Annotated in this window: 13 protein-coding genes and 1 pseudogene; 11 read left to right on the top strand and 3 right to left on the bottom strand. The window is 64.6% G+C overall.

Annotated features, from left to right (window positions below; all coding sequences use genetic code 11):
* The first annotated feature begins 178 nt into the window (after positions 1–178).
* Positions 179–736 (top strand): hypothetical protein, encoded by a 558-nt coding sequence (locus EB835_RS04760; RefSeq protein WP_135808331.1) that lies wholly within the window; start codon positions 179–181, stop codon positions 734–736.
* 10 nt (positions 737–746) lie between these two features.
* On the top strand, positions 747–1,733 hold the full coding sequence (locus tag EB835_RS04755) for a heme o synthase (RefSeq protein ID WP_135808330.1): 987 nt from the start codon (positions 747–749) through the stop codon (positions 1,731–1,733).
* Positions 1,734–2,263: 530 nt separating this feature from the next.
* Here EB835_RS04755 and EB835_RS04750 read toward each other — a convergent pair.
* From EB835_RS04750 to EB835_RS04740, 3 genes are read right to left on the bottom strand one after another with little or no spacing between them, the layout of a single operon-like run.
* Positions 2,264–3,166: a COX15/CtaA family protein gene (locus EB835_RS04750; protein WP_240688550.1), complete on the bottom strand. Its 903-nt coding sequence runs from the start codon at positions 3,164–3,166 to the stop codon at positions 2,264–2,266.
* Positions 3,167–3,174: 8 nt separating this feature from the next.
* Positions 3,175–3,906, bottom strand: coding sequence for an ABC transporter permease (locus EB835_RS04745; RefSeq protein WP_135808328.1), 732 nt, complete (start codon positions 3,904–3,906; stop codon positions 3,175–3,177).
* The gene (locus EB835_RS04740; RefSeq protein WP_135808327.1) at positions 3,903–4,820 is read right to left on the bottom strand and encodes an ABC transporter ATP-binding protein; all 918 of its coding nucleotides are present in this window, start codon (positions 4,818–4,820) and stop codon (positions 3,903–3,905) included. Before EB835_RS04740 ends, EB835_RS04745 begins: the two co-directional genes overlap by 4 nt.
* A 137-nt stretch (positions 4,821–4,957) precedes the next feature.
* On the opposite strand from EB835_RS04740, the gene EB835_RS04735 reads away from it, so the two are divergent.
* The 9 genes and pseudogenes from EB835_RS04735 to EB835_RS20535 all read left to right on the top strand — a co-directional run.
* Entirely contained in the window at positions 4,958–5,677 is a 720-nt protein-coding gene (locus EB835_RS04735; RefSeq protein WP_135808326.1) for a helix-turn-helix transcriptional regulator, read from the top strand.
* On the top strand, positions 5,674–7,104 hold the full coding sequence (gene sufB / locus EB835_RS04730; RefSeq protein WP_135808325.1) for a Fe-S cluster assembly protein SufB: 1,431 nt from the start codon (positions 5,674–5,676) through the stop codon (positions 7,102–7,104). Before EB835_RS04735 ends, sufB begins: the two co-directional genes overlap by 4 nt.
* A gap of 40 nt (positions 7,105–7,144) precedes the next feature.
* Positions 7,145–8,320, top strand: a complete 1,176-nt coding sequence (gene sufD, locus EB835_RS04725; RefSeq protein WP_135808324.1) for a Fe-S cluster assembly protein SufD — start codon at positions 7,145–7,147, stop codon at positions 8,318–8,320.
* Positions 8,317–8,640 (top strand): non-heme iron oxygenase ferredoxin subunit, encoded by a 324-nt coding sequence (locus tag EB835_RS04720; protein WP_135808323.1) that lies wholly within the window; start codon positions 8,317–8,319, stop codon positions 8,638–8,640. Before sufD ends, EB835_RS04720 begins: the two co-directional genes overlap by 4 nt.
* A gap of 27 nt (positions 8,641–8,667) precedes the next feature.
* Positions 8,668–9,426, top strand: a complete 759-nt coding sequence (gene sufC, locus EB835_RS04715; RefSeq protein ID WP_135808322.1) for a Fe-S cluster assembly ATPase SufC — start codon at positions 8,668–8,670, stop codon at positions 9,424–9,426.
* Positions 9,426–10,676 (top strand): SufS family cysteine desulfurase, encoded by a 1,251-nt coding sequence (locus EB835_RS04710; protein WP_135808321.1) that lies wholly within the window; start codon positions 9,426–9,428, stop codon positions 10,674–10,676. Before sufC ends, EB835_RS04710 begins: the two co-directional genes overlap by 1 nt.
* A gap of 16 nt (positions 10,677–10,692) precedes the next feature.
* Positions 10,693–11,172 (top strand): Fe-S cluster assembly sulfur transfer protein SufU, encoded by a 480-nt coding sequence (sufU, locus tag EB835_RS04705; RefSeq protein WP_168216631.1) that lies wholly within the window; start codon positions 10,693–10,695, stop codon positions 11,170–11,172.
* The gene (locus tag EB835_RS04700) at positions 11,165–11,500 is read left to right on the top strand and encodes a metal-sulfur cluster assembly factor (RefSeq protein WP_135808320.1); all 336 of its coding nucleotides are present in this window, start codon (positions 11,165–11,167) and stop codon (positions 11,498–11,500) included. Before sufU ends, EB835_RS04700 begins: the two co-directional genes overlap by 8 nt.
* 260 nt (positions 11,501–11,760) lie before the next feature.
* Positions 11,761–12,189: pseudogene (locus tag EB835_RS20535) on the top strand (ribonuclease H); the annotation flags it as partial.
* Positions 12,190–12,441 lie beyond the last annotated feature (252 nt).

Raw genomic sequence — 12,441 nt, 5'->3', positions numbered from 1 at the left:
TACCCGTCGGATGCCGGAAGCGCCGCCCTTGTCTGCCGGTCGCACCAGCGGGGTGCGAGACATTCAGGCTACTGACGGGTAGAGTGTCATCTCGCGCACAGCTGTGATTCGACATTCAACAACTGCTGCGTGACGAGAAGACCGAGCAGAGACCGTCGTCGACAGGAGAGGTGACAGGGTGAGCGAGGGTGCTGATCCCGTGATCGATGCCGCTGGAGCAGACAACGCGGACCGGCGACCCGAGTGGTTCGCGGGCAGGCGTCCCGACCTCGCCGAGGTGGCCCACCAGACCAGACGGCTCCGTCGAGCACTCTCCCGGTTCGGGGCGACATGCCCCGTGTTCTTCGCTTTGACGACCATCGCCGTGTCGTCGGCGATCGGACAGCCGCTGCGCGGCAGCGTCGACCTCGGCGAGCTCGGGCTCTGGACACTGGGCACTCTGCTGCTGCTCACGCCCTTCGCCGCAGCGTTGGCTGTGATGCTCAACGCCCGACGCGGCGGACTGGTGTGGACGACGGCTCTGAGCTATTCCGTCCTCGCCGGCGTCCTCGGTCTGTGCGTCGATTTGGGCGTCCTCGGAACGGATCCGCAGTCGGCCCCGCTGAGCTTCCTCTCGGCACTCATCGTGCAGGTCATCGTGCTTGCTCCCGTGTGCGCCGCAGTGGCCTTCCTCGTCCGCATCGTCAGTGATTCGACTCGCCTTCGCGCGACTGGAAAAAACTTCGACAGCAGGTAGAATCAAGGGCGTGAGCAAACTTCGTCAGAACCGGGAAGAGCAGAGTGAACGACCTCTGCAGAGGGCCATCGACGAGCAGAAACTCGCAACCCGACCACGTTCGATCATCAGTGCCTATATCTCACTGACCAAACCGCGTGTCATCGAGCTGCTCCTCGTCACGACCGCACCCGTGATGTTCCTGGCTGCTCAGGGCCTGCCGAACATCTGGCTGGTCATCAACACCCTCATCGGCGGAGCCGCCGCAGCGGCTTCGGCGTCGGTCTTCAACTGCTATGTCGACCGTGACATCGACGCGAAGATGGAGCGGACGAAGGATCGTCCCCTCGTCACCGGTGAGATCAGCCCCCGCTCTGCGCTGATCTTCGCCTTCGTGCTGGGCATCGGCTCGATCTTCTGGCTCGGCGGATTCACGAACTGGGTCACGGCGGGCCTCACCGCCTCGGCGATCCTGCTCTACGCCGTCTTCTACACCCTCGTCCTCAAACGCCGCACCTCACAGAACATCGTGTGGGGCGGCGCCGCCGGCTGCATGCCCGTGCTCATCGGCTGGTCGGCCGTGACCGGGGGAGTCGCTTGGGAACCGGTGCTGCTCTTCCTCGTCGTCTTCTTCTGGACCCCGCCGCACTACTGGCCGCTGGCGATCAAATACAAGGCTGACTACGACGCCGCCGAAGTGCCCATGCTGCCCTCGAAGGTTCCGCCGACATCCGTCGGCCGGCAGATGATCCTCTACACGTGGGCGATGATCGCATGTTCTCTGGCGCTCATCCCCGTCGCTCCCATGGGCCCGGTCTACACGATCGTGGCCGTGGGCGCCGGAGCATGGTTCCTGTGGTCGTGCTACTCGCTGGTCTCCCGCGCCAAACAGGGCAAGGACGGCACCTCGCTCAAGGCGATGAAGGTCTTCCACGGTTCGATCACCTACCTGTCGCTGCTCTTCCTGGCAGTGGCCATCGACCCGTTCGTCCCCACTCTGATCCCCGGCGTCTGGTGAGCTGACGGCCCACCGCCGAGCACACACTGCGCCTACAGACGAGGCCCGCCACCCACAATGGGTGGCGGGCCTCGTCTGTAGGCGTCCCGGAGCGGGCTTCCTCTGTGTGAGCGCCGGAGGTGGACACCCGCTGAGGGCCCACAGGCGCGGGAGGCGGCTTACGCTGACGGGCAGGTGGTGAAGGCTATTGTGGTCTGGGTTTCTCTGCAATCATCACGTTCTTCGGTGGGCATTTCAGAAGAAGGCGTACCGATTCGCCGGTCAACGATCGAAATGTGTGTACAGCACTGCGGTGCCGCAGCGGCCCAACAGCATGGGCGGTCCGCCTCGCGGCTCGTTCCTGTTTGTGGTCATTGAACCGAGGAGTTTCGGCAGTCGCAGACAGGTACTCGTTCCGACAGTCGCAGACAGAAGCACACTCAGGCAGTCCCAGGCAGGGAATCGTTCAGACCGTCGTTGACAGGGGTGCGCTCAGGCAGACTGAGCGATCAGGCGGTCACACGTTCGGACGGTCGCGGACAGCAGCGTGATCAGACTGCCGCGGTCAGGAAGCGACCGGACGAAACGTCGATGCTTCTCGGGTATGCGCTGTCGAGGACGGCGACACTGGCCGCGATCGTAGCGGACAGCCCGACCATGTGCAGAGCCACGATGGCTTCGGGCACGCCGAGGAAGTACTGCACATATCCGATGACTCCCTGCACGATCTCGACGATGAGGAGCACGATCAGCGGCGCGACCATCGCGGTCTGCACCTTCTTCCGGGCGACCACCAGGGCGGAGATCGTAGCGATGACGAGCAGCCACACCGGTGCGGCATGGAGTCGTGTGATCCAGATGTTGTCGAGGTTGTTGCGGGTCGAGATCGTCGAGCCCGAGTGAGGTCCGGCACCGGTGGTCAGCACGCCGAATATGACGATGACGGCGGTGAGGCCGAGGATGATCCAGCCCAGTGCCGGAAGGGGCGACGGAGCCTTGGCATTCAGTCGCACGCCTGTGTCATAGGTGCGGCGGACGAAATAGGCGGCAACACCGACGGCGACCGCCGAGGGAACGAAGTGTCCGGCGACGACCCAGGGGTTGAGCTTCGTCCACACGGTGATTCCGCCGACGACGGCCTGGACGGGCACGATGGCCAGCAGCCCGATATTGAGCCAGAAGAGGTCCGGGCGCTTCTTCCGGTGATTCCACAGCATGAGCGCAATGCACACGCCGAGGATCGCCAGAGCCACTGCGAGGAGGCGGTTGCCGAACTCGATGGCGCCGTGGATGCCCATCTCGCTGGTGGCCACGAGCGAATCGGGGGTGCATTTCGGCCAGTCCGAACACCCGAGTCCCGAGCCGGTGAGCCGGACGATTCCGCCGGTCAGGATGATCCCGGCCTGGGCGATGAGCATGGCCCAAGCGGCGATGCGGATCTTCTTCGTGACCACTTCTCTCCTCATTCGAATCGGAACCACCTGCGTGCCGCAAGCGTTCCCACAAGCCCCCATACCAGGAGCACGATGATTGCCTTGATATCTGTGCCGCCGTCTCCGATGGCGGACCGCATGGCGTCGCCGAGTGCACCGGAGGGCAGGTAGCCCACAACTGTTCCCCATTCTCCCGGATGCGCGATGACGAGGCCACCGACGCCGGCCATGAGCACCCAGATGAGGTTCGTGGCCGCCAATGTCGCCTCGGCGCGGACGGTCCCGGCCATGAGCAGTCCGAGAGACAGCAGCGAAGCGGTGCCGAGCAGTGTGGCCAGGACGAGTCCGAGGACGTCGACGGGTCCTCGGAAACCGAGAGCCGCCGCGACGGTGAAGACGAGCGCGTACTGGATGAGGACGACGACGATGACGGCGCCGAGCTTGCCGAGGATGAGCCCGTTCGTGCCCAGCGGAGTCGTCGCCAACTGCCGCAGCACTCCGTACCGGCGGTCGAAGGCGGTCGCGATCGCCTGACCGGTGAATGCGCTGGAGGCCAGGCTCAGGCTCAGCGCCCCGGGTACGGCGATCGACAGCGGATCGGCACCGGCGTCGATGACGCCGAGGCCGGTGAGCAGGGGTGTCTTCGCGAGGAAGACGAGCAGGCCGAGGGGGAAGATGACTGAGAGCAGCAGCTGTTCGCCGTTGCGCAGAACGGACAGGGTCTCGAACTTCGTCTGGGAGACGATGCGCCTGAATGTCATCGCAGCGGCCTCCCCGTGAGCTCGAAGAACACATCGGACAGGGACTGCCTCTGCATTCCGATGTCCGTGATCTGCAGCCCGGCCTCGGCGATGGCCGTGCATGCGGCCGCGATCTGCGCCGCTGTCGGCGCCCCGTCGATGGTGATGAGGGAGTCCTGCGCCGAGGCTGGGCCGAGCTCACCGAGTCGATCGACCAGATCGGCGGGGACGGGGGAGTCCAGACGAATCGTCAGCGACCGTGACCCGGCGGAGGCGCTGCGGAGCTCTTCGGGTGCTCCTTGGGCGATGATGCGTCCACGATCGATGACGACGACTTCGTCGGAGAGCTCCTCGGCTTCGGCGAGGTCGTGAGTGGTGAGGACGACGGCGACTCCGCGTTCGGCGAGATCGCGGATGAAGCTGTGGACGACCTCGCGGGCCTGCGGATCGAGGCCGGCGCAGGGCTCGTCGAGGAAGACCAGCCGGGGCCGGCCGATGAGGGCTGCGGCCAGAGCCACGCGCTGTTTCTGCCCGCCGGAGAGTCTGCGCATCGTGCGACCGGCGAAGTCGTGGAGTCCCAGGGGATCGGCGAGCTCGTCGACCGGCCGGGGGTTCTCATAGAGGGAGGAGAGATGGCGCAGCACCTGCAGGGGCTTCGAGCTCATCGGCAGTCCGCCGTCCTGGAGCATGACCCCGGCCAGCTGCGACGTCGTGGCATGATCGGTGACCGGATCGTGGCCGAAGATCTCCACCGTGCCTGAGTCCGGACGACGGGTGCCGACGGCCAGAGAGATCGTCGTGGACTTGCCGGCGCCGTTGGGGCCGAGTACGCCGAGGACGGATCCGGTCTCGGCCGTGAGGTCGATTCCGTCGACGACACGGTGGGTGCCGTAGGAATACTGGAGACCGCGAATGGTCAGGGCCGGAGTGGACACCAGGCCATTCTACGACGCGTCGAAACCGGTGTCGAAACGGCAGATGAGCGGCGTCGAATCGGGTGATGGTTAGGCTCACCTAGTTTTACGGAACAAATTACGCAACACTAATGTTGTGTTAGTCAAGGAGGTGGATTATGGCTGCAAACGACACGGAAGACCGCCGAACCCGGCAGAAGGTCTTCCAGTCGGTGCTCGACGAAGGGCCGATCACCGCTTCGTCTTTGGCCAAAGCCCTCGAGCTGACTCCCGCAGCGATCCGTCGTCACCTGGACGCGCTGGAGAGCGAGGGCCTCATCGAGGTCCGTGAACTCGCCGGCAAACAGGCGGGCAGGGGCCGACCGGCCCGGCACTATGTGGTCACGACGGCCGGACATGATTCGGTCAGTCATTCCTACGACGAGTTGGCCGTGAATATCCTGCGCTTCATGGAGGACAAACACGGCAGATCGGCTGTGGAGGACTTCACCGAAGACCTCGTGGGCCGACTGCGGGACCGACTCGGACCGGAGCTCGACAAGCGCGGCGGCACCACAGTGGCGTCTCGCTCACGTGCACTCGCTGCTGCACTCACACGGGAAGGGTACGCCGCCTCGGCGACACCGGTCGCGGCCGGAACCCCGTTGGAGGCGATGCAGCTGTGCCAGGGGCACTGCCCGATCCAAGCCGTGGCAGCGGAGTACCCGGAGATCTGCGAAGCAGAACTCGCGATGTTCTCCGACTACCTCGGCGTCGATGTGCGCCGGCTGTCGTCGTTGGCACAGGGAGACCATGTGTGCACCACCCACATTCCGACTTCGGAACTGACCAGACCACTCATCCACAGCAATGATCGACCTCAAGGAGGTTCACGATGACTGACACAGGAAATCGGATCATCGATGCGAACCCCGAGCTCAAAGACCTCGGGCAGTACGCATACGGTTGGCACGACGAGAACGACGCAGGAGCGACCGCAGCTCGCGGACTGAGCGAAGACGTCGTGCGCAACATCTCGAAGCTCAAGGACGAACCCGAGTGGATGCTCAAGCGTCGGCTCAAGGCGCTGCGCCTGTTCGACAAGAAGCCGATGCCGAACTGGGGCGCCGACCTCACCGGAATCGACTTCGCCGACATCAAGTACTTCGTCCGCTCCACCGAAGGACAGGCGACTTCCTGGGAGGACCTCCCCGAGGACATCCGCAACACCTATGACCGTCTGGGCATCCCCGAGGCGGAGAAGCAGCGCCTCGTCGCCGGTGTCGCAGCTCAGTACGAGTCCGAGGTCGTCTACCACCAGATCAACGAGGAGCTCGAGGCCCAGGGTGTCATCTTCATGGACACCGACACGGGTCTGCGCGAGCACCCGGAGATCTTCGAGGAGTACTTCGGCTCGATCATTCCGTCCGGCGACAACAAGTTCGCCGCGCTGAACACCGCGGTCTGGTCCGGCGGATCCTTCGTCTACGTCCCCAAGGGCGTCCACGTCGAGATCCCGCTGCAGGCCTACTTCCGCATCAACACGGAGAACATGGGCCAGTTCGAGCGCACGCTCATCATCGCCGACGAGGGATCCTCGGTGCACTACGTCGAGGGCTGCACCGCTCCGATCTACAAGACCGACTCCCTGCACTCGGCCGTCGTCGAGATCATCGCGAAGAAGGACGCGAAGGTCCGCTACACGACGATCCAGAACTGGTCGAACAACGTGTACAACCTGGTCACCAAGCGTGCCATCGCCGAAGAGGGCGCCTCCATGGAATGGGTCGACGGCAACATCGGCTCGAAGGTGACCATGAAGTACCCGGCCATCTGGCTCACGGGTGAGCACGCTCGCGGCGAGACGCTGTCCGTGGCCTTCGCCGGCGAGGGACAGCACCAGGACACCGGTGCGAAAATGGTCCACGCCGCTCCGCACACCCATTCGTCGATCGTGTCGAAGTCCGTGGCCCGAGGCGGCGGTCGCGCCGGCTACCGGGGACTCGTCCACGTCCACCCGGGCGCTGAAGGCTCGTCGAACAACGTCCTCTGCGACGCCCTGCTCGTCGACAACGTCTCCCGTTCGGACACGTACCCCTACATCGACATTCGCGAAGACGACGTCACACTCGGCCATGAGGCCACCGTGTCGAAGGTCAGTGAGGATCAGCTCTTCTACCTCATGTCCCGCGGCATGGAGGAGACCGAGGCGATGGCGATGATCGTGCGCGGCTTCGTCGAGCCCATCGCACGTGAGCTCCCGATGGAGTACGCCCTCGAACTCAACCGCCTCATCGAACTGCAGATGGAAGGCGCGGTCGGCTGAGACCCGACCCAGCGCCCACTGCACTCAAAGGAGTAAATCTGTGACTGATACCACCAATCCGCTTGGCCTCTCGGAGCATTCGCACGGTTCCGAAGTCCAGGTGCCCGATTCGAAGCGCGATGCCCGCACCCGCAGCTTCGACGTCGCCGACTTCCCCGTGCCCACCGGCCGGGAGGAGGAATGGCGCTTCTCTCCCGTGCGCAAGTTCAGCGAGTTCTTCGAGGACACCGCCACCGAGGCGACGCTGAAATTCGAGTCGGACCTGCCCGAGGGCCTGTCCGTCGAGGAGATCTCGCTCGAGTCCGCTCAGGAACTGGGCATCCTCGAACCCGAGGACCGTGCCGCGGCCGTCGCCGCCAACCGAGCCGCTGCCGTCACGCACTACTCGGTCCCCGCAGACACCGAACTCGATCGCGCTGCGATCATCCACGCCGACGGCACCGGTGAGGCACTCGGCCACGGCCATGTCGTCGTCACCGTAGGAGCGAACTCCAAGGCGACCATCGTCGTCGAGCACGAGGGACTGGCGCGGTATTCCGAGCTCGTCTCACTCGTCATCGGCGACGGCGCGGATGTCACCTTCGTGTCGCTGCAGCTGTGGGACGACGGCTCCCAGCACCTCGGTCAACACGACGCGATCGTGGGCAAGGACGCGAAGTTCAAGCACATCCACATCACCCTCGGCGGTGAGGTCGTGCGCCTGAACACGAACGTGCGCTACTCGGCTGCCGGGGGAGAGGCCGAACTGCTCGGCCTCTACTTCGCCGATGCCGGTCAGCACCTCGAGCACCGGACCTACATCGACCACAACACTGCGAAGGCCCAGTCCAACGTCCACTACAAGGGCGCTCTGCAGGGCAAGGACGCGCGCAGCGTGTGGATCGGCGATGTGCTCATCCGTCCCGAGGCCCTCGACATCGACACCTACGAGCTCAACCGGAACCTCATCCTCACCGACGGTGCCCGGGCGGACTCGGTGCCGAACCTCGAGATCGAGACCGGTGACATCGCCGGTGCCGGCCACGCCTCCTCGGTGGGCCGCTTCGATGAGGAGCACCTGTTCTACCTCATGAGCCGCGGCATCCCCGAAGACGTCGCTCGTCAGCTTGTGGTGCGCGGATTCTTCAACGAAGTGATCCAGAAGATCCAGGTGCCCGAGATCGAAGACGTGCTCAACGAACGCATCGAGGACGAACTGTCCCGGAGTGTTCTGTGACCATGATCGACGTGGCGGCCACCGACGAGGTGGCCCCCGGCGGAACCATGCGCATCGAGATCGGCGAGTTCGAGATCTGCGTGGCTCGCGACTCCGACGGCACGATTCACGCCATCGACGACCTGTGCACCCACGGTGAGGTGTCGTTGGCCGAAGGGGACGTCGAGGACAGCACCATCGAATGCTGGCTGCACGGATCGCAGTTCGACCTGACGACGGGCAGACCGGTGAATCCGCCGGCGTTCGAACCCGTCGCGGTCTATGACTGCAAAGAGATCGCCGGCCGCATCCTCGTCGACCCGAACACAACCCTCAACTGACCTCAAGACCGAAGAAGAAGGATCATTATGTCCACTCTCAAGATCGAAGACCTGCATGTCGGTGTCAACACCGATTCCGGTCTCAAGCCCATCCTCAACGGCATCGACCTCGTCATCAACTCGAACGAGACCCACGCCATCATGGGGCCCAACGGCTCCGGCAAGTCGACTTTGGCCTATGCCCTGGCCGGTCACCCCAAGTACGAAGTGACCTCCGGTTCGGTCACACTCGACGGTGAGGACGTCCTCGAGATGTCCGTCGACGAGCGTGCGAAGGCAGGCCTGTTCCTGGCCATGCAGTACCCCGTCGAGGTTCCCGGCGTGACCGTGACGAACTTCCTCCGTTCGGCCAAGACCGCCATCGATGGTGAAGCTCCCAAGCTGCGCAACTGGACCAAGGACCTCAAGCAGGCTATGGAGGACCTGCGGGTGGATCCCGCGTTTGCCTCGCGCAATGTCAACGAAGGCTTCTCCGGTGGTGAGAAGAAGCGTCACGAGATTCTGCAGCTCGAGATGCTCAAGCCGCGCTTCGCCGTTCTCGACGAGACTGACTCGGGCCTCGACGTCGATGCGCTGCGCATCGTGTCCGAAGGCGTCAACCGCGTCAAGGACGCCACCGACGTCGGCGTCATGCTCATCACCCACTACACGCGCATCCTCAACTACATCAAGCCCGATCACGTCCACGTGATCATCAACGGCAAGGTGGCAGAGGAAGGCGGACCGGAACTGGCCGAACGCCTCGAGAACGAAGGCTACGACCGCTTCTTCACCGCCGGCGTCTGATGTTCTCACGTCTGAGGGGCGACTTCCCGATTCTCGACGTGAGGGTCGGGGAGTCGCCGCTGTCGTATCTCGACTCGGGTGCCACGTCGCAGAAGCCGCAGTGCGTCATCGACACCTTCACCGAGTACTTCCAACAGCGCAACGCCGCCGTCCACCGGGGCGCGCACGCCCTGGCCGTCGAGGCCACGGACGCGTTCGAGAACGGTCGGATCGCCGCTGCCGGGCTCGTGGGCGGCACGCCGGAACAGGTGTGCTGGACGAAGAACGCCACCGAGGCGCTCAACATCGTGGCGCTGGGCATGGATCGGGCCAGCCGCGGATTCGGGGGAGAGGCCGCAGCGCGCTTCGCCCTCGGTCCCGCCGACTCGATCGTCGTGACCGAGATGGAGCACCACGCGAATCTCGTGCCGTGGCAGCAGCTGGCGGCCTCCACCGGAGCGCAGCTGCGCTGGCTGCCGGTCACCGATTCCGGTGAACTCGATCTGGCCGTCCTCGACACGATCGTCGACGAATCGACGAAGGTGCTCGCCTTCACGCACGTCTCCAACGTCCTCGGCACGATCAATCCGGTCGGCCGACTCGTCGAACGGGCTCGCGCCGCCGGAGCGTACGTCGTCCTCGATGCGTGCCAGTCCGTACCGCATATGCCCGTGGACCTCGTCGACCTCGACGTCGACTTCGCAGCGTTCTCCGCTCACAAGGCGCTCGGACCCACCGGCCTGGGTGCTCTGTGGGGCAGGTCCGAGCTGCTCGACGCTCTGCCGCCGGTGCTCACCGGCGGCTCCATGATCACCACGGTGACCATGGAGGCGACCGAGTTCATGCCCGCTCCGCAGCGGTTCGAAGCCGGCACACAGCCCGTGGCTGAGGTCGCTGCCTTTGCGACTGCGATCGGCTACCTCACCGAGGTGGGGCTGGACAATGTGTTCGACCATGAGAAGGAACTCGCCCGTGTCCTCCTCGACGGGATCGGGCAGATCCCCGGAATCCGCGTCCTCGGCGATGCCGCTGACCGGATCGGGACGGTGGCTTTCGACGTCGACGGCGTCCACGCCCATGACGTCGGACAGTACCTCGACTCTCAGGGTGTCGCCGTGCGGGTGGGCCACCACTGCGCCCAGCCGCTGCACCGCCGCTTCGGGGTCACCGCTTCCACGCGGGCGAGCACGTACCTGTACAACAACGTCGAAGACTGCACCCGCTTCCTTGCTGCTCTGGCAGAAGTGCGGCCCTTCTTCGGGGTCGCATGAGTTGGGGAGTGAACCGATGAGCACGCAGATGCAGCAGCTCTACCAGCAGGTCATCCTCGACCAGTCCCGGGCACGCATCGGCAACAGCGAACTGCTCCGTGACGCCGCAGCCTCACCGCATGGCTATTCGCATCAGGTGAATCCGACCTGCGGCGATGAGATCGAACTCGAGACCGAGCTGTCGGAGGACGGAACGATCGCGGTGCGGTGGATCGGAGACGGCTGTTCGATCTCGATGGCCTCGGCCTCGGTGCTCTCCGAGCTGGCCGCGGACTCCTCCGTCGAGCAGATGCTCGAGATCGAAGCGGCGTTCCACGAACTCATGCATTCTCGTGGGACAATTGAGGCGGATGAGTCGATCCTCGGGGACGCTGCGGCGTTCACCGGGGTGTCGAAGTTCCCCGCCAGGATCAAATGCGCTCTCCTGGCATGGATGGCGTTCAAGGACGCACTCAACCAAACACAAGCAGCTCGTGAGGAGAAACACAATGCCTGAAGTCATTGACGCACCGCAGAATGCCAGCGTCGACGAAGTGCGCGAAGCGATGATGGACGTCGTCGATCCCGAGCTCGGTGTCAACATCGTCGATCTCGGACTCGTGTACGGAGTCTCGGTCGAAGACGACGGCACCGCCGTGATCGAGATGACCCTGACCTCCGCGGCCTGCCCGCTGACCGACGTCATCGAGGATCAGACCGCACAGTCGCTCGAGGGAATCGTGCCGGCCTACCGGATCAACTGGGTCTGGATGCCGCCATGGGGTCCGGAGAAGATCACCGAGGACGGCCGCGAACAGATGCGCGCCCTCGGCTTCAATATCTGAGACCTTCATCGACTGAGTCGATCAGAGGCGCGTCCCCGCGGGGACGCGAACGATCACATCGCCGAGGTGGGGCTGCCTGACAGAGGCAGATCCACCTCGGCGATCGTCGTTGTTCTCGGCGAATCGTCATTGACTCAGGAATCTGCGGTGGCGGCCGGGGTCGTGGAGATCACCGCCCCGCGGGCACCGAGCACATGCGCGGCGTGAAAGAATGGTTCGGGCCGAACACCAGCATCGCGCAGACCTTCCAAGGAGAACCATTGACGATCATCGCTGCCGCAGACGGGTCTGCTCTGGGCAACCCCGGACCCGCCGGGTGGGCCTGGTACATCGACGACACCTCCTGGCATGCCGGCGGGTGGAAGAATGCGACGAACAACCGCGGTGAGCTCATGGCGGTGCTCGATCTGCTCGATTCCACCGCGAAGGCGGACGACGACCTCAAGATCTTCTGCGATTCTCAGTACGTGATCAATGCCCTGACCAAATGGATGCCGGGCTGGAAGCGCAAGGGCTGGAAGAAGGCAGACGGCAAGGAAGTCCTCAACCGTGACCTGCTCGAACTCCTCGACGCAGCCCTGAAGGGCCGTGAGGTCGAGTTCGAATGGGTCAAAGGGCACAACAACCATGCGATGAACGAGGCCGCCGACGATCGTGCCAGAGCCGCAGCCACGGCGTATCAGAACGGCACTGAGGTCCCGGAGGGCCCGGGCTACGTGCCCGCGGGGACGCCGTCGTCCCGTTCGGCGTCCAGCAAGGACACGCCCCCCACGGCGGAATCAGCGCCTGCCTCGGGACAGGCATCCGCCACGGCGCCGGCGCCCACCTCGACGCCCGCACAGTCAGCGGAGGCAACGACCGTTGTGTCCTGCCGAGTGCCCGCCTCCGTTGCAGACGAACTCATCGCTCGGGCACAGGCCCGCGGCATCCACCCCCAAGAA

Origin of the sequence: Brevibacterium sp. S22 (genome assembly GCF_004745485.1) — a bacterium.
GTDB lineage: Bacteria > Actinomycetota > Actinomycetes > Actinomycetales > Brevibacteriaceae > Brevibacterium.
Note: the sequence above shows the minus strand (reverse complement) of the source record. Positions and strands in the feature narration are given on the sequence as shown.

What these genes read in the sequence shown, in the direction of transcription:
- EB835_RS04710 (WP_135808321.1), top strand. Translation starts at nt 9,426, where the DNA reads ATGTTCTCACGTCTGAGGGGCGACTTCCCGATTCTCGACGTGAGGGTC.
- sufB (WP_135808325.1), top strand. Translation starts at nt 5,674, where the DNA reads ATGACTGACACAGGAAATCGGATCATCGATGCGAACCCCGAGCTCAAA.
- EB835_RS04700 (WP_135808320.1), top strand. Translation starts at nt 11,165, where the DNA reads ATGCCTGAAGTCATTGACGCACCGCAGAATGCCAGCGTCGACGAAGTG.
- sufU (WP_168216631.1), top strand. Translation starts at nt 10,693, where the DNA reads ATGAGCACGCAGATGCAGCAGCTCTACCAGCAGGTCATCCTCGACCAG.
- EB835_RS04735 (WP_135808326.1), top strand. Translation starts at nt 4,958, where the DNA reads ATGGCTGCAAACGACACGGAAGACCGCCGAACCCGGCAGAAGGTCTTC.
- sufC (WP_135808322.1), top strand. Translation starts at nt 8,668, where the DNA reads ATGTCCACTCTCAAGATCGAAGACCTGCATGTCGGTGTCAACACCGAT.
- EB835_RS04745 (WP_135808328.1), bottom strand. Translation starts at nt 3,906, where the DNA reads ATGACATTCAGGCGCATCGTCTCCCAGACGAAGTTCGAGACCCTGTCC.